This is a genomic window from Serratia sp. CY29653 (genome assembly GCF_052169255.1).
GTDB lineage: Bacteria > Pseudomonadota > Gammaproteobacteria > Enterobacterales > Enterobacteriaceae > Serratia > Serratia sarumanii.
Genome location: NZ_JBJNLC010000001.1, coordinates 2,026,249 through 2,048,090, shown reverse-complemented (window position 1 = coordinate 2,048,090; position 21,842 = coordinate 2,026,249). Strand labels below are relative to the sequence as shown.

The following is a 21,842-nucleotide window of genomic DNA, read 5'->3' as shown; positions in this document are numbered from 1 at the left end:
GAGGTTAACGCCCGGCGGCTTTTTTATTGGGCGCGAGTTAGCGTCACGCTTTTTTCTGATGCCGTTCGCGCAGCCGGCCGATCACCGCGCTCAGGTCCAGATCCTGGTCCTGCAGCAGCACCAGCAGGTGATAGATCAGATCCGAGGCCTCGTTGGTCAGCTCTTCGCGATCGTTGACCGTGGCGGCCAGCGCGGTTTCCACGCCTTCCTCCCCGACCTTCTGCGCAATGCGCTTGGTGCCGCTGGCATACAGGCTGGCGGTGTACGAGCTGTTCGGGCTGGCGTGCTTGCGCTCCGCCAACAGCTGCTCCAGCTGATAGAGGAACGTCCAGTCGCTGGCGGCCGGGTGGAAGCAACTGCTGTTGCCGAGGTGGCAGGTCGGGCCGATCGGGTTGGCCAATACCAGCAGCGTGTCGTTATCGCAGTCCGGCGTGATGCTGACCACCTTGAGGAAGTGGCCGGAGCTTTCACCCTTGGTCCACAGGCGCTGCTTGGTGCGCGAGAAGAAGGTGACGTTGCCGCTCTGCTCGGTGGCTGTCAGCGCTTCCGGCGTCATGTAACCCAGCATCAGCACTTCGCCGGAAACGGCGTGCTGCACGATGGCCGGCATCAGGCCGTCGGTTTTTTCCCAGTCCAACTGGTTGTTCTGTTGTTCTGTCAGCACACGCGAATCTCCACGCCTTGTTCAACCAGGAACCTTTTCAGCTCGCCGATATTGATGATTTGTTTGTGGAACACCGACGCCGCCAGCGCGCCGTCGACGTCCGCATCGCGGAACGCTTCCAGGAAGTGCTCCATGGTGCCCGCGCCGCCCGAGGCGATCAGTGGCACCTTGCAGGCCTCGCGCACCCGGCGCAGCTGCTGCAGATCGTAACCGTTGCGCACGCCGTCCTGGTTCATCATGTTCAGCACGATCTCACCGGCGCCGCGGCGCTGCACTTCCTGTACCCAGTCGAGGGTTTCCCACTGGGTGATGCGGGTGCGGCTCTCGTCGCCGGTATATTGGTTGACGTGATACTTGCCGGTTTCACTGTCGAACCAGGTGTCGATGCCCACGACGATGCACTGCACGCCGAAGCGTTCCGCCAGGCAGCTAATCAGCTCGGGATCGGCCAGCGCCGGCGAGTTGATCGAAATCTTGTCGGCGCCGAAAGACAGGATCTGGCTGGCGTCCTCGGCGCTTTTAATGCCGCCGGCGACGCAGAACGGAATATCAATCACCTCCGCCACGCGCGATACCCAGCTTTTGTCCACCACCCGGCCATCGCTCGAGGCGGTGATATCGTAAAACACCAGCTCGTCCGCGCCTTCCTGCGCATAGCGCTGCGCCAGCGGCACGATGTCGCCGATGATTTCGTGGTTGCGGAACTGCACGCCTTTCACCACTTGCCCGTCTTTAACATCCAGGCACGGGATTATCCGTTTTGCCAGCATGCGATCGCCTCCTCAACGCTAAATTTACCTTCCAGCAGGGCGCGCCCCACGATCACGCCGGCAACGCCGCTGCCGCGCAGCTGGGCGATGTCGTCCAGATTACCGATGCCGCCTGAGGCTTGGAAGGCCACCTGCGGATAACGGCGGCTGATCGCCTGATACAGCGCCACGTTGGAACCGGCCAGCGTACCATCGCGCGAAATGTCGGTGCACAGCACGTGCTTGAGCCCGTAGGGCAGGAACTGCTCCACCACCTGTTCCAGCGTGGCGTCGGAATCCTCCTGCCAGCCGCTGATGGCCACGCGTTTCACGCCCTGCGCGTCGATGCGCACGTCCAGCGCCAGCACCAGCGCGTCGGCGCCGTAGCGCTCGAACCAGCTCTGCACCAACTGCGGCTGTTTCACCGCGGTGGAGCCGATCACCACGCGCGTGGCGCCGGCCTCCAGCAGGGCGCTGACGTCCTGCTCGTTGCGGATGCCGCCGCCGACCTGCACCGGCACGTCAACCCCCGCCAGCAGCTTGCGCAGCAGCGGGATCTGGCGCGCCGCCGGATCCTTGGCGCCGGTCAGATCGACCAGGTGCAGCACCTGCGCGCCCTGTTGTTGATAGTACTGCAGGCGTAACAGCGGATCGTTGCCGTAGTCGCGCTGTTGGCCGTAATCGCCCTGATGCAAACGCACCACCTTGCCGTCGATCAAATCCAAAGCCGGAATAATCATGCTGCCTACATCTCCAGAAAGTTTTTCAACAGTTGTGCGCCGGCCGCTCCAGAACGTTCTGGATGAAACTGCACGCCGAAGAAGTTGTCTTTTTGCACGGCGGCGGTGAAGGGCTCGCCGTAGTTCGCCTGGGCGATGGTGCTGGGGCATATCGGCATCGCATAGCTGTGAACGAAATAGAAGTAGGCGCCGTCATCGATGCCGCGGAACAGATGGTGGCCCGCCTGTGCGGACACCTGGTTCCAGCCCATGTGCGGCAGCGGCAGGCCGAAGTCGGTCATCTGCTTCACCGGCGTATCGATGAGGCCGAGTGTCGTCACGCCGCCGTTCTCTTCGCTGCTGGCCGCCAGCAGCTGCATGCCGAGGCAGATGCCCAGCACTGGCTGCGTACAGGCCTTGATCAGCTCGATCAGATCCCGTTCGCGCAGTTGATCCATCGCCGCCTGCGCGGTGCCGACGCCCGGCAGGAACAGCTTGTCGGCGCGCAGCACGATCTCCGGATCGCGGCTCACCTCCGGCTGGTAACCCAGGCGCCGCACCGCGTAGGTGACGGAGGCCAGGTTGGCGCAGCCGGTATCCAAAATCACCACGTTCATCACAGCACTCCTTTCGAGCTCGGCAGGGTATTGCCCTCAACGCGGATCGCCTGGCGCAGCGTGCGGCCAAACACTTTGAACAGGCTCTCGACCCGGTGGTGGTCGTTTTTGCCCTTGGTCTTCAGGTGCAGCGTGCAGCCCATGGTGTAAGAGAGCGAACGGAAGAAGTGCTCGACCATTTCGGTGCTGAGATCGCCGACGCGCTGATAGTTGAACTCGGCCTTGTACTCCAGGTGCGGGCGGCCGGAAATATCCAGCGCGCAGCGCGCCAGGCACTCGTCCATCGGCAGCACGAAGCCGAAGCGGGCGATGCCGCGCTTGTCGCCAAGCGCCTTGTTCAGCGCTTCACCCAGCGCCAGACCGGTGTCTTCCACCGTGTGGTGATCGTCGATATACAGATCGCCTTTGACGTCGATCTCCATGCGGAAGCCGCCGTGGGTGGCGATCTGATCCAGCATGTGATCGAAGAAGCCGACGCCGGTTTTGATCTTGCTGCCGCCTTCGCGATCCAGCCAGACGTTGACGTCGATCTGCGTCTCTTTGGTCACGCGGTTAACCCGCGCGTGGCGGTCGCGCAGGGTCAGCTGGCGCACGATCTCTTTCCAGCCCAGCACGCCGCGCTGGTAGCGCAGCCCCTGGATGCCCATGTTTTCCGCCAGCTGCACGTCGGTCGGCCGATCGCCGATCACGTAGCTGTGGGCGGCATTCAGCACGCCGGGTTCGAGGTAGCCCTTCACCAGCGCGGTTTTCGGTTTGCGGCAGTCGCAGTTGTCCGCCGGCAGGTGCGGGCAGATCAGCACATCGGCGAACTGAATGCCCTGCGAGCTGAGGATCTGCATCATCAGGTTGTGCGGCGGATCGAAGGTTTCCTGCGGGAAACTGGCGGTGCCGAGCCCATCCTGATTGGTGATCATCACCAGCTGATACCCCGCCTGTTGCAGTGCCAGCAGGGAAGGGATCACGTCCGGCTCGAGCGCCAGCTTGTCCAGGCGGTCAACCTGGAAATCTTCCGGTGGCTCGGCGATCAGCGTGCCGTCACGATCGATAAAGAGGATTTTTTGGCTCACATTGGCTCCTGGCGAGTCTGGTTGGCGCCGGGCAGGGCGGACAAGGCGTCCACCACGCGTTGACATTCGTCGCGGGTGCCTATGGTGATGCGCAGGCAGCCGGACAACCCGGGCTGTTTGTTTTGGTCTCGTAAGATAATGCCCTGATCCCACAAGCTTTTAAACACATTACTTGAGGCGGTGAAGCGGGCCAGCAGGTAATTGCTGTCGCTGGCGAAAACCTGCTCGACGCAGGCGCATTTTTCCAGCTGTTGCTGCAGCCAGCTGCGGGTGGCGGCTATGTCGGTGACGCGCTGACGCATGGTGCGGATACCTTCTTCGCTCAGCGCCTGCGCGGCGATATCCGCCACCGGCGTCGAGAGCGGGTAAGGCGCGATCACCTTCAGTAGCAGGGCGATCAGATCTTCGTTGGCGAGCGTAAAGCCGCAGCGCAGGCCGGCCAGCGCAAAGGCCTTCGACAGCGTGCGCAGGATAGCCAGGTGCGGATAGTCGCTCAGCCACCCGGCCACCGAGGCCTGCGGGCAAAACTCGATATAGGCTTCGTCCACCGCGACGATCGCCTTGCCTTTGGCCAGCTCCAGCAGGCTGCGCAGCGAGTCCGGATCGATCAGGTTGCCGGTCGGGTTGTTCGGGCTGCAGACGTAGATCAGCTTCACGTTGTCCATGCTGTCTGCGATGGCCGGCAGATCCAGCTGCCAGTCCTCTTTGGCGGCCACGGTGCGGCGCTCCACGCCGAAAGTTTCGGCGCTGACGGCGTACATGCCGTAGGTCGGCGGGCAGAACAGAATGGCGTCTTTGCCCGGCTCGCAGAAGGCGCGGATCAGCAGTTCGATGCCTTCATCGGCGCCGCGGCTGACCAGCACCTGCTCTTTCTTCACCCCGGCGTAGGCGGCGTAGCGTTCGATTACCTGCGCCGGCTGGCACTCCGGATAGCGGTTGAAGGTTTGCGCGGTCAGCTGGAACTCGGGCGCGATCGGGTATTCGTTGGCGTTCAGCCACACGTCGCCCTTACCGCCGAGGCGGCGCGCCGATTGATAAGGGGTCAGCTCGCGAACGTTGGCGCGCGCCAGTTTTTCGATGCTCATGCTTGCTCCTTCAGGGCGGCGACGCGCAGGGTCACGGCGTTCTTGTGGGCGATCAGCTGCTCGGCGGCGGCCAGCGTCTCGATGGTGGCGGCCAGGTTGCTGAAGCCCTGCGGCGTCAGCTCCTGCACCGTCATGCGTTTTTGAAAATCGGCCAGCCCCAGGCTGGAGCAGGTGGCGGTGTAGCCGTAGGTCGGCAGCACGTGGTTGGTGCCGGAGGCGTAATCGCCGGCGGACTCCGGCGACCAGTCGCCGAGGAACACTGAGCCGGCGCTGGTGATGCCGTCCACCAGCTCGCGCGCATTGCGGGTCTGAATGATCAGGTGCTCCGGGCCGTAGCGGTTGCTGATGGCCACGCACTCTGGCAGATCGCGCGCCACGATCAGGCGGCTGCTCGCCAGCGCCTGGCGGGCGGTCTCGGCGCGCGGCAGCTCGGCCAGCTGGCTTTCCACCGCTTCGGCCACCGCCTGCGCCATCGCCGCGTCCGGCGTCAGCAGGATCACCTGCGAATCCGGGCCGTGTTCGGCCTGCGACAGCAGATCGGAAGCGACGAATGCCGGGGTGGCGCCGGCATCGGCGATCACCAGCACCTCCGAAGGCCCGGCCGGCATGTCAATGGCCGCGCCGTCGAGGCGCTGGCTGACCTGCCGCTTGGCTTCGGTCACGAAGGCGTTGCCCGGCCCGAAGATTTTCGCCACGCGCGGCACGCTTTCGGTGCCGAACGCCAGGGCGGCGATCGCCTGTGCGCCCCCGACCTGAAACACTTCCTGCACGCCGCACAGCTGCGCCGCATACAGGATCTCATCGGCGATCGGCGGCGGCGAGCACAGCACCACCCGGCGGCAGCCGGCGATGCGCGCCGGCGTCGCCAGCATCAGCACGGTGGAGAACAGCGGCGCCGACCCGCCGGGAATATACAGGCCCACCGAGTCGATTGGGCGGGTCACCTGCTGGCAGCGCACGCCCGGCTGCGTTTCGACGTCCACCGGCGGCAGTCGCTGCGCGTTGTGGAAGGTGTCCACGTTGGCGACGGCCACCGCCATCGCCTGTTTGATGTCATCGCCCAGTCGCGCGCAGGCGGCGGCGATCTGCTCGGCGCTGACGCGCAGCGCGGCGACTTCCGCCTTGTCGAAGCGGGCGCTATAGTCGCGCAGCGCCCGATCGCCGTTGGCCTTCACGTTGTCGAGGATCTCGCTCACCGTGCGGGTGATGCTGTCGGAAGCGGCGATTGCCGGGCGCATCAGCAGCTCGGCCTGGCGTTCGGCGCTGCACGTTGCCCAGTCGATCGGCGTGTTGAAGGTCGACATGGCGTTACTCCATCATCTTTTCAATCGGCAGCACCAGAATCGAGCTGGCGCCGAGCGCTTTCAGTTTTTCCATGGTTTCCCAGAACAGGGTTTCGCTGCTCACCATGTGCATCGCCACGCGGTTCTGCGCGCCGGCCAGCGGCAGAATGGTCGGGCGTTCGGCGCCCGGCAGCAGCGCGACGATCTCGTCCAGCTTCTCGCTCGGCGCGTGCAGCATGATGTATTTGGATTCGCGCGCCTGGATCACGCCCTGAATGCGGGTCATCAGGCGGTCGATCAGCTGCTGTTTGGCTTCCGGCATTTCGCCGTCGCGCTGGATCAGGCAGGCCTTGGAGCGGTAGATCACTTCCACTTCGCGCAGGCCGTTGGCCTCCAGCGTGGCGCCGGTAGAGACCAGATCGCAGATGGCGTCGGCCAGGCCGGCGCGCGGCGCCACTTCCACCGAGCCGTTCAGCAGGCAAGATTTAAAGCGCACGCCCTGCTTGTCGAGGTATTGCTTCAGCAGGTGCGGGTAAGAGGTGGCGATGCGGGCGTCCTGCAGGTTTTGCGGGCCGGTATATTCGGCGTCGAGCGGGGTGGCCAGCGACAGGCGGCAGCCGCCGAAATCGAGGCGGCGCAGGGTGAAGTAACGCGGGTCTTCGCCCTGAGCGCGGCGGCTGAGCAGCTCTTCTTCCAGCACGTTTTCGCCGATGATGCCCAGATCGACCACGCCGTCCATCACCAGGCCCGGAATGTCGTCATCGCGCACGCGCAGGATATCGATCGGCATGTTTTCCGCGAAGGCGATCAGACGCTGCTGCTGCAGGTTGATCTTGATGCCGCAGCGCGCCAGCAGTTCCTGGGATTCCTCGCTCAGGCGGCCCGACTTCTGCATTGCGATCCGTAAACGTGTCTTGTCCAGCATGGTAACCTCTGTTTAATCTGTAATTTTATGAATTTGTTGTAAAAATATTCTTTCTGTCTGTCCGAAGCCAAAAAAAAACCCTCGGAAGAAATCTTCCGAGGGCTCTCTCTTGCGTTCTGCGCGCCACTGGAAGATTAACAAACCGTCTTCCAGCACACATCGCCTGAAAGACTAGTCAGGGTGATGGTGATGATGGTGGTTGAACTGAACGCGTGTCATGGTGTTTTTCTCTAATCAAAAGCCGGTAAAAACCGTATGCCGATTAAGCTAAACTATCCGCTGTCCACCGCGCAACCCTTTTTTAACGTCATAAATTTAATTTATTGAAACAGGTTAGGTTATTAGCCACACACGGCTTTACCTAACCTTAAGCCGGGCAGATTGTATCGCCGTGCACAGTGGCGTAGCCTTAGGGGCAGGGCGCTGCGATCTTCAGGAGAGGAAGAGGATGAAAAAGGTAGCCATTATTGGTTTGGGTTGGCTGGGCATGCCGTTGGCGCTGTCGCTGATGGGCCGCGGGTATGACGTGGTCGGCAGCAAAACCACGCCGGACGGCGTCGAGGCCGCGCGGATGAGCGGCATCGAATGCTATCAACTGGAGCTGACGCCGGAGCTGGAGTGCGATCCGGACGATCTGGAATCGCTGCTGCGCGTGGATGCGCTGGTGGTGACGCTGCCCGCGCGCCGCACCGTCGAAGGCAGCGAGAACTATTTCAATGCGGTGCGCATGCTGGTGGACAGCGCGATGGCCTTCGGCGTGCCGCGCGTGATCTTCACCAGTTCCACCTCGGTGTACGGCGAAACCGCCGGCACGCTGCGCGAAGAGTCGCCGCTGCGGCCGGTCTCGCCGTCGGGCCGGGTGCTGGCCGAGCTGGAGCGCTGGCTGCATGAATTGCCGAATACCTCGGTGGACATTCTGCGCCTGGCGGGGCTGGTGGGCGCCGATCGTCACCCCGGCCGCTTCCTGGCGGGAAAACTCGACGTGAAGGGCGGTTCGCAGGGGGTAAATCTGGTGCACCAGGACGACGTCATCGCCGCCATCCAACTGTTGCTGAAGCTGCCGAAGGGAGGCCACGTGTACAACCTGTGCGCGCCGCGTCATCCGGCCAAACGCGAATTTTATCCGGCGCTGGCCGAGCAGTTGCACCTGGAGCCGCCGCAGTTCGCCGACGAGGCGGAGCAGGATGAGCGACTGGTGGACGGCAACCGCATCTGCAACGAGTTGGGTTTCGAGTACCAGCATCCCGATCCGGCGCGCATGCCGGTCAGTTAAGACGGTATATGTCGTTTAAAGCGGGAACAGATGGCTCGTCACAAAGTCGACGAACAGCCTGATTTTGACTGACAGGTGGCGGCCCGACGGCCAGAGGACATGAAAGACCATGTTCTCGCGGTGGTATTCATCCAAAACCGTCACCAGGCTGCCCTGTTCCAGCTGTCTGCGCACGGCGATCTCCGGCAAATAAGCAATGCCCAGCCCTTGTTCCGCGAAACACACCTGCGGATCGAGGGTATTTGTCACCATGCTGGCCGGCCGTTCGGGGAGCATCTCCGTCTTGTCCCCCAGCGGCCAGATATCCAGTTTGCCGGTGCTGGGAAAGCGATAATGCAAACGGGCATGGCTTGTCAGATCTTCTGGCTTGCGCGGCATACCCGCTTTGCTGAAATAACCCGGCGCGCCAACGAAAACCTTGCGGCAGGTACCCAGCCGGCGGGCAACCAGCCGTGAGTCACTCGGGGTTCCGCTGCGGATAACGGCATCGAAACCTTCCTCAATCACGTCAACTAACCGATCCGAATAATCAATATCCAGCTCGATCTCAGGGTAGCGGCGCTTGAAGTCCCCCAGTTTTGGCATGAAAAGCGTGCCCAGCGACGGCAGACTGATGCGCAGCTTGCCCTGGGGCGTTCCCCGCGTTTGCAGGAGCTCGGTTTCCGCCTCTTTCACCTCGCTCAAAATGCGTCGGCACCTTTCCAGGAACAAGGCCCCTTCAGGCGTCAGGTTGACCGTGCGGGTGGAGCGGTGAAACAGCCGCACGCTGAGCCGCTCCTCCAGCCGGGCGATGGTTTTGCTGACCGCTGACGCGGAGATCCCCAGCTGTTGCCCGGCCGCCGTGAAACTGCGGCTTTCACTGACCCGCACGAAAACGTCGAGAGAACCCAAACTTTCCATAGGCTTCCATTCTATTAATGACTTTTTTGTCATGAGTGTTATTCACTTTAGCCTGTTTTTCTTTTATCAGCGAGTGGGCAGCATGATGCAAACGTCATCCGCAATGGGCGGAAACATCTTTGAATGGGGAGTGATTGATGAATCAAACGACGATATCTGCGCCTGCCGGGAGCATCGAGCGGCTGCCGCTGGGGGGCCTGCTGGCATTGGCGATGGCCGCTTTTATCACGCTGCTGACCGAGATCATGCCGGCGGGCGTGCTTTCTTCGATCGCGGGCGATTTGAATGTGTCTGAAAGCCTGGCGGGGCAATTCATCACCGCCTATGCGGTGGGCGCGTTGGTCGCCGCTATTCCGTTCACCGCATTGACGCAAGGCATGCGGCGCCGCCCCTTGCTCTTGAGTGCGATCGGCGGTTTTGCCATCGTTAACCTCGTCACGGCGCTGTCGCATGATTACCACGTCTCATTGGCGACGCGTTTCTTCGCCGGCGTTTTCGGCGGCATCGTTTGGTCCTTGCTGGCCGGTTACGCCGTGCGCATGTCACCGGCCCATCTTGGCGGCCGCGCTATTGCGATCTCCGGCGCCGGCGCCACCCTGGCGCTGGTGCTCGGCGTACCGCTCGGCACGTTGCTTGGCCGAGCCATCGGCTGGCAAGGCGCCTTTGGCCTGATGACGTTGATGGCGCTGATGCTTGTGGTGTGGATCATCGCCATCGTGCCGGATTTCCCCGGCCAGGCTAAGGCGCATCGCCCGTCTCTGAGCGGCCTATTCTTGCAATGCGGGATCCGCGCCGTGCTGTTCGTGGTGTTCACCTTCATCGTTGCCCACAACATTCTGTATATCTACCTGGAGCCTTTCCTCACGCCGTCGGGGTTATCCGAGCGGGTCGATATCGTGCTGTTTATCTTCGGGCTGGGCGCGATTGCAGGATTGGGCGTCGCCGGGATGCTGGTCGATCGACGAGTCCTATCTCTTACGGTGATGAGCATCGTCATCTTTGCCCTCGCCGCCGTGCTGCTGGGAAGTGGGGGGCGGATAGCCCCGATGGTGTATCTCGCGGTCGCATTGTGGGGCGCGGCTTTCGGCGGTTTTGCCACCCTCACGCAGACGGCATTGTCACGCCTTTCCGGTCGTGCGGCCGACGTGGCACAGTCCATGTATACCACGGGCTGGAATACCGCCGTGGCCGCCGGTGGCGCGATCGGCGGCATGCTGCTCGACAGGGGCGGGGCGGCCTCTTTTGCCTGGGCCATTATCGGGCTCCTCATCCTGTCTTTAACCTGCACGCTGTTTGCCATGAATCGGGCGCTGGCCTCTCAGCGATGAGGCGATTGGCGTGCGGCGCGCGCCAAATCCTCCAGCAGCGCGTTCAACGCCTCGTCGGGCTGAACGGGGCGGCTGACCAGGCTGAGCGTGGCGCGGTATGAGAGCGCCGCGCCGCCCAGTTGCCGCAGCAGCCCCTGTTCCACCCAGCGTGCCGCGTAGTGGGTGGGCAGATAGCCGAGACAGGTGCCGCTCAGCACCAGATGGGCGACGCTTTCCATATGGTGGGCCACCGCCGCCAGGTGAGGCGGCGCGATCGGGCACAGCTGCTGCGCCAGCAGGTAGCCGCGCTTGACCCAGCGCGCGTTTTCAATCTGCTCGCGCTCCGGTTCTTCCACCGCGAACAGCGGGTGATCCGCGCTGCAGTAGATAGCCTGCGTCTCCTCCAGCCACGGCTGATAACGCAACGCCTCCAACTGCTGGCCAAAGTAGCCGATGCCCAGATCGAGCTGCCGGTGCAGCAGCCCTTGCTCAATCTCGTTCGGCGAACAGATGCGGCACTGCAACTGCACGTCCTGGTGGCGGCGCTGGAAGTGTTTGATGGCCTGGCTGAACGGATTGCCCGGCAGCGAAACCAGATTATCCACCAGACCGATCTGCAGATCGCCGGTCAGCAGGCCGTTCAGCGACTGGCTGACCCGGGTGAAGTCGCGGGCGGCGTTGAACAGCGAGCGGCAGGCGATCAGCATGCGTTCGCCCTTGGGCGTCAGCCGGAAGCCGGAGCGTCCGCGCTGGCACAGGCGAAAGCCCAGCCGGGTTTCCAGCGAGGCCAAGTGAGTGCTGATGGTGGATTGGTTCATCAGCAGCGTTTCCTGCGCGGCGCTGACGCCCTGGGCTTCCGCCACCGCGACGAACACCCGCAGCAGTTTCAGATCGATATCGCTTAGGTTGGTGAGCATTCCCCCTCCGCAGAACGTCGGCCGGTTAACCCATTTTTAACATCGAGAAAATAGGTGCGGCGCTGAAGATATGGCCTCCCTTATGGCATGAAGTGGAAATAAAAATCAATACTTCAATAGGTTAGTTACATCGCATTTTTCGATGTTTACATGCAAAAGCGGGAATGGTAGCCGGGGTGGCCAGCGGGGTAGTCTGCGAATGTTGCTCAAATGTTTCAATTCATCGCAGATCAAGACAAGGAAACGCCATGCTGAACCAACCCCAAAGCGGTAACGATATGCCGCGCTTTGCCGGTATCCCCACCATGATGCGCCTGCCCGCCGCCGAACAGGCGCGCGGTCTGGACGCCGCCTTTGTCGGCATTCCGCTGGATATCGGCACCTCCAACCGCAGCGGCACCCGCTATGGCCCGCGCCAGATCCGTCAGGAATCGGTGATGATCCGCCCCTACAACATGGGCACCGGCTCCGCCCCGTTCGAACGGCTGCAGGTGGCCGATCTGGGGGATGTCGCCATCAACCCTTACAGCCTGGCGGACAGCGTGCAGCGCATCGAGGCGGCTTACCTCGAGATCCTGGCGCACGGCTGCATACCGTTGACGCTCGGCGGCGACCACACGCTGACGTTGCCGGTGCTGCGCGCCGTCGCCCGTCGGCATGGCCCGGTCGGGCTGATCCACGTCGATGCGCATTCCGACACCAACGAAGAGATGTTCGGCGAACAGCTGGCGCACGGCACCACCTTCCGCCGCGCGTTCGAGGAAGGGTTGCTGGCGCCGGAAAAGGTGGTGCAGATCGGCCTGCGCGGCAGCGGCTATGCGGCGGACGACTTCGACTGGTCGCGCCGTCAGGGCTTTCGCGTGGTGCCGGCCGAGGCCTGCTGGCACCGATCGCTGACGCCGCTGATGGCGGAGATCCGCGAACAGATGGGCGATGCGCCGGTTTACCTCAGCTTCGATATCGACGGGCTGGATCCGGCCTTCGCGCCGGGCACCGGCACGCCGGAGGTCGGCGGGCTGTCGGTTTGGCAGGGGCTGGAGATCGTGCGCGGCTGCCGCGGGCTGAACCTGGTGGGCGGCGATGTGGTGGAAGTGTCGCCGCCTTACGATCGCTCCGGCAACACGGCGCTGCTGGCGGCCAACCTGCTGTTTGAAATGTTGTGCGTGCTGCCGGCCCGCTGAGGCGGCGCACTGACCCTACCGGCGGAGCGGTTGCGTCGGGGCCCCTGATAACAATAACAACGGAGTGGAGGTACCCATGAATCTCGATCTGCTGGTCGTGGTGTTTTACTTTCTGGTGATAGGCGCGGTGGGGTGGATGGGCATTCGCCGCGCCAACTCCAAAGAGGCGTATCTGGTCGCCGGGCGCAACCTGGGGCCGGGGCTGTATCTGGGCACGCTGTCGGCGGTGGTGCTCGGCGGCGCGTCGACCATCGGCAGCGTCAAGCTCGGCTACACCTACGGCATCTCCGGCGTCTGGCTGTGCGGCGCGCTGGGGCTGGGCATCGTGGTGTTGAGCCTGGTGCTGGCCAAGCCGCTGCTCAAGCTGAAGCTGTATACCGTCAGCCAGGTGTTGTCGCGGCGCTATCATCCGGCGGCGCGGGTTACCAGCGGCGCGATCATGCTGGCGTATGATCTGATGGTGGCGGTGACTTCTATCATCGCCATCGGCAGCGTGATGCAGGTGATGTTCGGCCTGTCGTTCAGCGCGTCTATCCTGCTCGGCGGCGGGCTGGTGGTGCTGTATTCGACGCTGGGGGGCATGTGGTCGCTGACGCTGACCGACATCATTCAGTTCATCATCATGACCGTCGGCATGATGCTGGTGCTGATGCCGATGAGCATCGTCAAGGCCGGCGGCTGGGAGGCGTTCACCAGCCTGCTGCCCGCCGGTTACTACCAGCTGTCGTCGCTCGGGCTGGACACCATTCTGGTATTTTTCCTGATCTATTTCTTCGGCATTCTGATCGGCCAGGACATCTGGCAGCGGGTATTTACCGCCCGCAGCGCCAACGTGGCGCGCTTCGCCGGGCTGGGGGCGGGCGTCTACTGCGTGCTGTACGGCGTGACCGGCGCGCTGATCGGCATGGCCGGCAAGATCGTGCTGCCGTCGCTCAGCAACACCGACGGCGCCTTCGCCGCTATCGCGCAGGCGGTGTTGCCGGTCGGCGTCAGCGGGCTGGTGGCCGCCGCGGCGTTGGCGGCGCTGATGTCCACCGCCAGCGCCTGCCTGCTGGCCTCTTCCACCATCGCGCTGGAGGACGTATTGCCGGCCATCCGGCGCAAACCTTCCGGCGGGTTGGCCGCCGGGCGCTTCACCACGCTCCTCATGGGCGCGGTCATGCTGGGGCTGGCATTCGTGGTGCGCGACGTGCTGGCGGCGCTGACCCTGGCTTACAACCTGTTGGTGGGCGGCATGCTGATCCCGCTGGTGGGGGCGATCTTCTGGCCGCGCGCCACCAGCGCCGGCGCCATCGCCAGCATGCTGACCGGCAGCCTGTGCGTGGTGGGGCTGATGGTCTGGCACGGCATCGACGCCAACAGCCCAATCTACGGCGGCCTGCTGGGCGGCGGCGTTGCCTTCGTGCTGGGCAGCCTGTTGAGCCGCCCGGCAGCGCAGCTGCAGACCCAAACCGAGCGCTGAAAAGACGAGGCTAATGACCGCGACGAGGTGGGACATGGACAATCGCAATGTGGCGTCACGCCCAAAAATTGAAGTGCGCTCGATAGACTATGTGCCCCGTCACGAGCGGCATGGCAAGGTTTGGCATCAGGCGCCGTTTTGGTTCACCGGTAATTTTGTTTTGACGACGATGGTGGTCGGTTTCACCGGCCCGGCGCTGGGGCTGGGTGCGCTTTATTCGATGCTGGCCATTGCCGCCGGCGTAGGGTTCGGCACGTTCTTCATGGCGTGTCATGCCAACCAGGGGCCGCGGATGGGGCTGCCGCAGATGATCCAGTCGCGGGCCCAATTCGGCCTGCGTGGCGCCATCGTTCCCTTTGCCGCCGTGGTGTTTGTCTACATCGGTTTCAACGTGTTCAACGTTATTCTCGCGACCGATGCGATCAACACGGTGTTGCCGGGCCACCGTCTGCCCTGGTATGCGTTGCTGATCGCGGTGGCCGTGCTGTTGGCAATCGTCGGCCACGATATGCTGCATGCGGTGCAGCGCTGGCTGACCTATGTGATGATGGCGGTGTTTGGCGTGCTGACGGTCGGCGCCGTGTTGTCGCTGCGGATGGACGCCGCCGTCGACGCCGGGCATTTCTCGTGGGCGGCCTTTTTGATTCAGCTGTCGGCCGCCGCCGGCTACCAGATCAGCTACGCGGTGTACGTTTCCGACTACTCGCGTTATTTACCGCATGAAACGCCGTCTGCCAACGTGATCTTTTGGACTTATCTGGGGGCGGCCGGATCGGCGCTTTGGCTGATGTCGCTGGGCGCGTTTCTGGCTTCAGCCCTACCGGCCCCCGATGCGATCGGCAGCGTACAGGCGGTGGGAAATGCCGTCTATCCTGGGTTTGGCACGTTGGCCGTGCTGATCGCCGTGCCCTCACTGGTCGGTATCATGGCGGTCAACTGTTATGGCGCGATGCTGACCAGCCTCAGCGCGATTGACGCGTTCCGTAAAGTGACGCCAACGTTGAAATTACGCATGACCGGCATTGGCGTCGTCGCTCTGACGGTGTTTGCAGTGGCGTTGGCCATCCCGGCGAGCTACCTCGCCAGCTTCAATACCTTTGTGCTGCTGATGCTGTATTTCCTGGTGCCCTGGACGGCGGTAAATCTGATGGACTTTTACGTGGTGCGCGACGGGCATTACGCGATTGGTGAAATCTTCAACCCGGCGGGGATCTACGGCCGCTGGGGGCGCCCCGGCCTGACGGCCTACGCGATCGGCCTGCTGGCGATGGTGCCGTTCATGACGTTGGGCTTTTACACCGGCCCCTTTGCTGTTTTACTGGGCGGTGCGGATATCGCTTTTCTGATCGGCCTGCTGGTGGCCGGGAGCGTTTATGTCGTGATGTGCCGGAAGCTCGATCTTGAAGCCGAACGGCGGGTGGCGTTGTGCAGCGAGGGTTTATTGGAAGGAGAGCCGGAGTGAAGGAAAAAATCAAAGTCGCATGCTGCCAGTTAGCGTTGCGGGTCGGGGAAGCGGAACATAATCGGGCGCTGTCCGCCCAGGCTATCCGCCGGGCGGCGCAGCGCGGTGCCAACGTTATCGTGCTGCCGGAGCTGGTGAACAGCGGCTACGTGCTGCGCGATAAGGCGGAGGCGAGGGCGTTGGCCGAGGCTGAAGACGGGCCGAGCCTCAGCCTGTGGGGAGCCCTGGCGCGCGAGTTGGATGTGGCGATCGTCGCCGGTTTCTGCGAGCGCCTGCCCGATGGCGAGGTGGCCAACAGCGCGGCATTGATCGATGCGCAGGGGGTGAGGGCGATTTATCGCAAAGCGCACCTGTGGCACGAAGAGAGCACCATCTTTACCGCCGGCGATCGGCCGCCGCCGGTCGTCGAGACCCGCTTTGGCCGGTTGGCGGTGATGATCTGTTACGATCTCGAATTCCCTGAGTGGGTACGGCTGCCGGCGCTGGCCGGCGCTCAGCTGCTGTGCGCGCCGGTCAACTGGCCGCTGGCGCCGCGCCCGCAGGGCGAACGGCCGGCGGAGATGGTGAAGGCGCAGGCCAACGCCGGCGTCAATCGGCTGTTCATCGCGGTGTGCGATCGTTGCGAAACGGAGCGCGGCGTTGCGTGGATCGGCGGCTCGGTGATCGTCGACGCCGACGGCTATCCATTGACGCAGAGCCTGGCAGGCGAAGGCATGGTGCTGGCATCGATGGATATCTGCGCGGCCGATGATAAGCATATCGGCCGCCACAATCACGTGCATCGCGATCGGCGGCCGATGCTGTATTGAAGCGGCGTGGCGGGCCGCTCCGCAGATCGTTTCTCCGGCGGGAAAACCCGCCGTTTTGGCGCTTACAGCCAGCCCGATTTCTTCAGCTTCTGATACAGGAAAATGCAGCCGACGGCGGTCACCCCCAGCGTGGCGTGATAGGCCCACGGGAACTTCAGCTCCGGCATGTCGGCGAAGTTCATGCCGTACAGGCTGAAGATCACCGTCGGGATGGCCAAAATCGCCCCCCAGCCCGCCAGGCGTTTCACCACTTCGTTCTGTTTGACCGTCACCAACGCCAGGTTGACGTGCATGGCGTTGGTCAGCATTTCGCGCATGTCGTCGATATTGCTGACCACCTGATGCGCGTGATCCTGCACATCACGCACATAGGCGCGCAGCTCTTTCGGGATCACCTCTTCGTGCAGGCGGATCAGCTGGTTGCAGATTTCATCCATCGGCAACGCGGCGTTGCGCAGCGCCAACAGGTGGCGGCGCAGGGTATAGACGTTCTCGATCGCCGCCTGATCGAACTCCGACTGAAACATGTTGGCTTCGATATTCTCGATGGTGCTCTCGAAGCGCGTCACCACGCTGCGGTAGTTGTCCACCACGAAGTCCAACACCGAATAGAGGGCGAAGCCCGGCCCGCGGCACATCTGCTTGCGGTTCTCTTCCGCCTTGGCGCGGATCGGCGCGTAGCTGGGCGAGGCGCCGTGGCGCACCGTCACCAGAAAGTTTTTGCCGACGAAGAAATGGGTTTCGCCGTATTCGATTTCGTCGTTCTCGCCCCACTGCGCGGTTTTCACCACGATGAACAGCGAATCGCCGTAGGTTTCCAGCTTCGGCCGCTGGTGCGCGCACAGCGCGTCTTCGATCGCCAGATCGTGCAGGCCGAACTCTTCCTGCACCTTGCGCATAAACGCCGGCTCCGGCTGCCGCAGCCCCAGCCAGATGAAGGTATCCGGCTGTTTGACCACCTCGCTGATATCGTCGATGGTCACTTCGCCCAGCCGTTGGCCGGCTTTATACGCCACACAGTTCACCACCATGCTTTTGCTGTCCATCCGTCCATCCATTAATCAGTCAGGGTTTTGGTGAGAAAATAACACTCATGTTCCACCGGATACTCTTTCAGCGTCATTTGCAGCTGATAGCCGAGTTTTTCGTAGAACGGCCGCGCCTGGAAGCTGAAGGTATCCAGGCGAGCGTAGCGGCAGCCGCGCGCCTGCGCCTCGCGTTCGGCGGCGCGCATCAACCGGCCGCCGAGGCCGCTGCCGCGTTGGGAGTCCGCCACCCACAGCCACTCGACGCTCAGCCAGTTGCCCCAGGTTTCGGCGGTCAGCCCGCCGATCACCGTGCCGGCCTCGTCGCGCGCATAGACGCTGAGCGGCTTGCGATGACGGGCGTCGATATGCGGCAGGTTGTAAGCGCGCAGGCCTTGCCTGATCGCATCGAGGGTGTCTTCGTCAATCGCGTCGGTAACGGTAATGTCCATTTTTCCTCCTGGGTGATGGGTTAACTTAAGCACACTGCGGCCAAAAGGCAACCTGTTGAAATGTAATGCAAACGACCGCGCCCGCTGAGTGGGCTACACTAAACGGGTCATTTCACCCTCAGGAGGACGCCATGCCCCGATTGACTTTGCTGGCCGGTTTGCTGCTGTGCAGCGGCCTGCTGCACGCCGCGCCGACGGTCAGCCAACTGCAGGACGGCCTGGAACACCCGTGGTCGCTGGCCTTTTTGCCGGCGGAACAAGGCTTGCTTATCACCGAGCGGCCCGGCCGGCTGCGGCTGTGGCAGCAGGGCAAAGGCCTGTCGCCGCCGATCGCCGGCGTGCCGCAGGTTTACGCCGAGGGGCAGGGCGGCCTGCTGGAAGTGTTGCCGGCGCCCGACTTCGCCGCCAGCCGCCGGGTGTACCTCAGCTTCGCCGAACCGGGTGACGGCGGCAAAGCCGGCACGGCGGTCGGCTACGGCCGTTTGAGCGACGACGGCGCGCGGCTGGAAAACTTCAAGGTGATCTTCCGCCAGCTGCCCAAGCTGTCGGTCGGCAATCACTTCGGCGGCAAGCTGGCGTTCGACAGTCAGGGCTACCTGTTTATCGCGCTGGGCGAAAACAACCAGCGGCCGACGGCGCAGGAGACCGACAAGCTGCAGGGCAAGCTGGTGCGGCTGACCGCCGAAGGCGCGGTGCCGCCGGACAACCCCTGGGTCGGCCAGGCCGGCAAACGGCCGGAGGTTTGGTCCTACGGCCACCGCAATCCGCAAGGGCTGGCGCTGAACCCGTGGAGCGGCGCGATCTGGGAACACGAGCACGGCCCGCGCGGCGGCGATGAGCTCAACCTCCCGCTGCCGGGTAAAAACTACGGCTGGCCGCTGGCCACCTACGGCATCAACTATTCCGGCCAGCCGATCCCCGAGGCCAAAGGGGAACGGGTGCCCGGCACCGAACAGCCGCTGCACTATTGGCGGGTATCGCCCGGCCTCAGCGGCATGGCGTTTTATGACGGGCAGCGCTTCCCCGCCTGGCGGCACTCGCTGTTCATCGGCGCGCTGGCGCAAAAGGAACTGATTCGCCTGACGCTGGAAGGCGACAAGGTGGTGGCGGAAGAGCGGCTGCTGGGCGATCGCGGCGAGCGCATTCGCGAGGTGCGCAGCGGGCCGGATGGCTATCTGTATCTGCTGACGGACGAGCGGAACGGCAAGCTGCTGAAGGTCGGGGCGTCGTAACGCCCCGCAGCGATCAGGTGAGTTCGCTCATCACGCCGCGCTGATAGGCCGGGCGGGCGCGCAGCTGCTGATACCAGCGCTCTATGTTCGGCCGCGGGCGGCGGGCGATCGGCATTTCGAACCAGGCGTAGGCGAAGCTGCCGAGCGGGATATCGCCGAAGCCGAACGCCTCGCCGGAGAGGTAAGGCTGGCGCGCCAGCGTCTGTTCGATGACGTCGAAGTGCTTTTCCAGCGTGGCGATCGCCGCTTCGATTTTCGCCATGTCGCGCAATTCCGGCGCGGTGCGGATCAGGCCCCAAAAGACGATGGTGAAGGCCGGGACGATGGTTGAGGTGGTCCAGTCCATCCACTTCTCGGCGGCGGCGCGCGCCTGCAGATCTTGCGGATAGAACGTCGCGTCGCCAAATTTCGCCGCCAGGTAGCGCACGATGGTGTTGGATTCCCACAGCACGAAGTCATCGTCCTGCAGCAGCGGCACCAGGCCGTTCGGGTTCAGCGCGCGGTAACTCTCTTCGTTCACCTTGCCGAACGCGCCGCCGGCGTTGATGTGGGTGTAGCTCAGCCCCAGTTCGGCGGCGCACCACAGCACCTTCCTGACGTTGTTCGAATTCTCACGGCCCCAAATGGTCAGCATTGCGCAACTCCGTTAGTGGATTAAGGACCCTCTATACCTACGCCACAAAACGCTATTTGTCACACCGCAGGGCACTTTTTGCCTGCCGCTCAGCGTTCCCAGCGGCACACTTCCCAGCCGTGCTCCGCCGCCAGCGCGCTCAGTTCGCTGTCGGGGTTGATCACCGTGGCGCTGTCGACGAATTGCAGCATCGCCTTATCGTTGAGGGAGTCGCTGTAGCCGTGGCTGTGTTCGAATTGCAGGTGCGGATGCTGCGCCAGCCAGCGTTGCAGGCGGATCACCTTGCCCTGTTGATAGGTCATGGTGCCGTAGGTGTTGCCGGTGAAGCGGCCGTCGCTGATTTCCACGCCGATCGCCAGCGCATCATCGGCGCCGAGCTGTTCGGCGATCGGCGCCACCAGATGCTCGCCGGTGGCGGAGATCACCAGAATGCAGTCGCCGCGCTCGCGGTGCCACTGCAGGCGTTCACGGGCGGCGGGATAGACGCGCGGCAGGATATCGCGCCGGATGTAACGCTGTACCCAGCCGGCCACGGTTTGCACGCTCAGGCCGGCCAGCGGCGCCAGCGTGGCCTGCATGTAGTCCTCCATCGACAGCTTGCCCTGATAATAAAGCTGCATCAGCTGCTGCTCCTGCAGCTCCAGCTCCGCCGGCGCGAAGCCCTGGCCGACCAGCCAGCGGATCCACAGGCTGGCGCTGTCATCGTCAATCAGGGTTTCATCCAGGTCGAATAAGGCTAAATCCATCAGTATTTCTCCGGCAGGCAGGGTATGAGGTCGTTTACAGGATAGCGGATAGCGCCCGTCGCCAGCCAGCGGCGTCGGCGAAATTGCGCAGAGCATAAGAAACATTGATGACGGTTTTGCGACAGTTTGTTGAACGTTTGCATAACTTAGAACGCAACAATATTGGCCGCCCCGGCGAGCGCGGTGATAACTATGGAGCAAATGCAGCTACCCGGTAGAGAGTGACAATGTTGATTATTCGCCTGTATGGCAGCCCGATTGTGATTGGGGAAGAAGAGGAACCACACGATGACGCATCTGACGACGCTGAAGACGCTGCCGCTGCTGGATCTTTCGCTGCTTGACGGCGATGCGCGCCAGCGGCGCGCCTTTCTTGACGATCTGCGCGCGGCGGCCCGCGACGTCGGCTTTTTCTATCTGCGCGGGCACGGCGTGGACAGTGCGCTGAATGCGCGGCTGCAACAGAGCGCGCGGCAATTTTTCGCGCTGCCGGAAGCCGACAAGCTGGCGGTGCAGATGGTGCATTCGCCGCACTTTCGCGGTTACAACCGGGCGGCGGCGGAGCTCACGCGCGGCCAGCCGGACTGGCGCGAGCAGTTCGATATCGGTGCCGAACGCCCGGCGCTGACGCTATCTGACGACACCCCACGCTGGGCACTCCTGCAGGGGCCAAACCAGTGGCCGGCGGCGCTGCCGACGCTGAAACCGCTGCTGCTGCAGTGGCAACAGGCGATGACCGCCATGTCGCTGCGGCTGTTGCGCGCTTTCGCTTTGGCGCTGTCGTTGCCGGAGCAGGCTTTCGATCGCTTGTATGGCGATAAGCCCAACGAGCACATCAAACTGATTCGCTATCCGGGGCGGGACGCTACCGCCAGCGCACAGGGCGTCGGCGCGCACAAGGATTCCGGTTTTCTCAGCTTCCTGCTGCAGGACGAGCAAAAAGGGTTGCAGGTGGAGGTGAGCGAAGGGCAGTGGCTCGATGCCCAGCCGCGTGAAGACACCTTCGTGGTGAACATCGGCGAGCTGCTGGAACTGGCGACCAACGGCTATCTGCGCGCCACGGTGCACCGGGTGGAAACGCCGCCGGCGGGGCGCGACAGGCTGTCGATCGCTTTTTTCCTCGGCGCGCGCTTGGACGCGGTGGTGCCGTTGTATCAACTGCCGCCGCCGCTGGCGGCGCAGGCGCGCGGCCCGGCCAGCGATCCGCTCAACCCGCTGCTGCGCGACGTGGGGTATAACTACCTGAAAGGCCGCATCCGTTCCCACCCCGATGTGGCGCAGCGCTTTTATCGGGACGTCATCGGCGTCTGAATAGCGGGCACAAAAAAGCCCG

23 protein-coding genes and 1 other annotated feature are annotated in these 21,842 nt (G+C 63.3%); of the genes, 8 read left to right on the top strand and 15 right to left on the bottom strand.

Annotation, left to right across the window (positions count from 1 at the left end):
* Positions 1-43: 43 nt before the first annotated feature.
* The 9 genes from hisIE to hisL all read right to left on the bottom strand — a co-directional run bounded on the left by hisIE (position 44) and on the right by hisL (position 7,328).
* The gene (gene hisIE / locus ACJ8HN_RS09895; protein ID WP_103772473.1) at positions 44-664 is read right to left on the bottom strand and encodes a bifunctional phosphoribosyl-AMP cyclohydrolase/phosphoribosyl-ATP diphosphatase HisIE; all 621 of its coding nucleotides are present in this window, start codon (positions 662-664) and stop codon (positions 44-46) included.
* Positions 658-1,434 (bottom strand): imidazole glycerol phosphate synthase subunit HisF, encoded by a 777-nt coding sequence (hisF, locus tag ACJ8HN_RS09890; RefSeq protein WP_442523341.1) that lies wholly within the window; start codon positions 1,432-1,434, stop codon positions 658-660. Before hisF ends, hisIE begins: the two co-directional genes overlap by 7 nt.
* Positions 1,416-2,153: a 1-(5-phosphoribosyl)-5-[(5-phosphoribosylamino)methylideneamino]imidazole-4-carboxamide isomerase gene (hisA, locus tag ACJ8HN_RS09885; protein WP_442523340.1), complete on the bottom strand. Its 738-nt coding sequence runs from the start codon at positions 2,151-2,153 to the stop codon at positions 1,416-1,418. The genes hisF and hisA overlap by 19 nt, the downstream gene beginning before the upstream one ends.
* A 5-nt stretch (positions 2,154-2,158) precedes the next feature.
* A complete protein-coding gene (gene hisH, locus ACJ8HN_RS09880) occupies positions 2,159-2,749 on the bottom strand; it encodes an imidazole glycerol phosphate synthase subunit HisH (RefSeq protein WP_033637766.1) in 591 nt (196 codons plus the stop codon).
* Positions 2,749-3,816 carry a bifunctional histidinol-phosphatase/imidazoleglycerol-phosphate dehydratase HisB gene (gene hisB, locus ACJ8HN_RS09875; RefSeq protein ID WP_033637767.1) on the bottom strand — a complete coding sequence of 356 codons (1,068 nt, stop codon included), beginning with the start codon at positions 3,814-3,816 and terminating at the stop codon, positions 2,749-2,751. Before hisB ends, hisH begins: the two co-directional genes overlap by 1 nt.
* Positions 3,813-4,901, bottom strand: coding sequence for a histidinol-phosphate transaminase (gene hisC / locus ACJ8HN_RS09870; RefSeq protein ID WP_103772471.1), 1,089 nt, complete (start codon positions 4,899-4,901; stop codon positions 3,813-3,815). The genes hisB and hisC overlap by 4 nt, the downstream gene beginning before the upstream one ends.
* A complete protein-coding gene (gene hisD / locus ACJ8HN_RS09865; RefSeq protein ID WP_039566788.1) occupies positions 4,898-6,205 on the bottom strand; it encodes a histidinol dehydrogenase in 1,308 nt (435 codons plus the stop codon). The genes hisC and hisD overlap by 4 nt, the downstream gene beginning before the upstream one ends.
* Before the next feature lie 4 nt (positions 6,206-6,209).
* A complete protein-coding gene (hisG, locus tag ACJ8HN_RS09860; RefSeq protein WP_049234311.1) occupies positions 6,210-7,109 on the bottom strand; it encodes an ATP phosphoribosyltransferase in 900 nt (299 codons plus the stop codon).
* A 69-nt stretch (positions 7,110-7,178) separates the two neighbouring features.
* Positions 7,179-7,305: a sequence feature (His leader region), on the bottom strand.
* Positions 7,281-7,328, bottom strand: coding sequence for a his operon leader peptide (gene hisL, locus ACJ8HN_RS09855; RefSeq protein WP_100396937.1), 48 nt, complete (start codon positions 7,326-7,328; stop codon positions 7,281-7,283). Its footprint overlaps the feature before it by 25 nt.
* Before the next feature lie 229 nt (positions 7,329-7,557).
* Between hisL and ACJ8HN_RS09850 the strand changes: the two genes are divergently transcribed.
* Positions 7,558-8,382, top strand: coding sequence for an SDR family oxidoreductase (locus tag ACJ8HN_RS09850; RefSeq protein WP_442523339.1), 825 nt, complete (start codon positions 7,558-7,560; stop codon positions 8,380-8,382).
* Between the two features lie 15 nt (positions 8,383-8,397).
* Here the strand turns inward: ACJ8HN_RS09850 and ACJ8HN_RS09845 are convergent, their stop codons facing one another.
* Entirely contained in the window at positions 8,398-9,282 is an 885-nt protein-coding gene (locus ACJ8HN_RS09845; protein ID WP_442523337.1) for a LysR family transcriptional regulator, read from the bottom strand.
* 137 nt (positions 9,283-9,419) lie between these two features.
* Between ACJ8HN_RS09845 and ACJ8HN_RS09840 the strand changes: the two genes are divergently transcribed.
* The gene (locus ACJ8HN_RS09840; RefSeq protein WP_442523336.1) at positions 9,420-10,610 is read left to right on the top strand and encodes an MFS transporter; all 1,191 of its coding nucleotides are present in this window, start codon (positions 9,420-9,422) and stop codon (positions 10,608-10,610) included.
* Here ACJ8HN_RS09840 and ACJ8HN_RS09835 read toward each other — a convergent pair.
* Entirely contained in the window at positions 10,601-11,506 is a 906-nt protein-coding gene (locus ACJ8HN_RS09835; protein ID WP_442523335.1) for a LysR family transcriptional regulator, read from the bottom strand. The genes ACJ8HN_RS09840 and ACJ8HN_RS09835 overlap by 10 nt on opposite strands.
* Positions 11,507-11,754: 248 nt before the next feature.
* Between ACJ8HN_RS09835 and speB the strand changes: the two genes are divergently transcribed.
* The 4 genes from speB (at position 11,755) to ACJ8HN_RS09815 (ending at position 16,420) form a co-directional block, all read left to right on the top strand.
* Complete coding sequence (gene speB, locus ACJ8HN_RS09830; RefSeq protein WP_442523333.1) at positions 11,755-12,687, top strand: agmatinase; 933 nt, start codon at positions 11,755-11,757, stop codon at positions 12,685-12,687.
* A gap of 76 nt (positions 12,688-12,763) precedes the next feature.
* Entirely contained in the window at positions 12,764-14,149 is a 1,386-nt protein-coding gene (locus tag ACJ8HN_RS09825; RefSeq protein WP_197771994.1) for a sodium:solute symporter, read from the top strand.
* Positions 14,150-14,183: 34 nt separating this feature from the next.
* Positions 14,184-15,611: a purine-cytosine permease family protein gene (locus tag ACJ8HN_RS09820; protein ID WP_442523331.1), complete on the top strand. Its 1,428-nt coding sequence runs from the start codon at positions 14,184-14,186 to the stop codon at positions 15,609-15,611.
* Complete coding sequence (locus tag ACJ8HN_RS09815) at positions 15,608-16,420, top strand: nitrilase-related carbon-nitrogen hydrolase (protein ID WP_442523330.1); 813 nt, start codon at positions 15,608-15,610, stop codon at positions 16,418-16,420. The genes ACJ8HN_RS09820 and ACJ8HN_RS09815 overlap by 4 nt, the downstream gene beginning before the upstream one ends.
* Positions 16,421-16,482: 62 nt before the next feature.
* On the opposite strand, the gene corA is transcribed toward ACJ8HN_RS09815, so the two are convergent.
* Both corA and ACJ8HN_RS09805 read right to left on the bottom strand, forming a co-directional pair.
* Positions 16,483-17,466, bottom strand: a complete 984-nt coding sequence (gene corA / locus ACJ8HN_RS09810) for a magnesium/cobalt transporter CorA (RefSeq protein ID WP_033637778.1) — start codon at positions 17,464-17,466, stop codon at positions 16,483-16,485.
* A gap of 11 nt (positions 17,467-17,477) precedes the next feature.
* The gene (locus tag ACJ8HN_RS09805; RefSeq protein WP_060419837.1) at positions 17,478-17,897 is read right to left on the bottom strand and encodes a GNAT family N-acetyltransferase; all 420 of its coding nucleotides are present in this window, start codon (positions 17,895-17,897) and stop codon (positions 17,478-17,480) included.
* Between the two features lie 131 nt (positions 17,898-18,028).
* On the opposite strand from ACJ8HN_RS09805, the gene ACJ8HN_RS09800 reads away from it, so the two are divergent.
* Complete coding sequence (locus ACJ8HN_RS09800) at positions 18,029-19,129, top strand: PQQ-dependent sugar dehydrogenase (protein ID WP_033654622.1); 1,101 nt, start codon at positions 18,029-18,031, stop codon at positions 19,127-19,129.
* A 13-nt stretch (positions 19,130-19,142) separates the two neighbouring features.
* On the opposite strand, the gene ACJ8HN_RS09795 is transcribed toward ACJ8HN_RS09800, so the two are convergent.
* Positions 19,143-19,763, bottom strand: coding sequence for a glutathione S-transferase family protein (locus ACJ8HN_RS09795; RefSeq protein ID WP_047568438.1), 621 nt, complete (start codon positions 19,761-19,763; stop codon positions 19,143-19,145).
* An 89-nt stretch (positions 19,764-19,852) separates the two neighbouring features.
* Positions 19,853-20,509: an HAD family hydrolase gene (locus tag ACJ8HN_RS09790; protein ID WP_033654623.1), complete on the bottom strand. Its 657-nt coding sequence runs from the start codon at positions 20,507-20,509 to the stop codon at positions 19,853-19,855.
* Between the two features lie 288 nt (positions 20,510-20,797).
* Between ACJ8HN_RS09790 and ACJ8HN_RS09785 the strand changes: the two genes are divergently transcribed.
* Entirely contained in the window at positions 20,798-21,820 is a 1,023-nt protein-coding gene (locus tag ACJ8HN_RS09785; protein WP_442523329.1) for an isopenicillin N synthase family dioxygenase, read from the top strand.
* Positions 21,821-21,842: the final 22 nt, after the last annotated feature.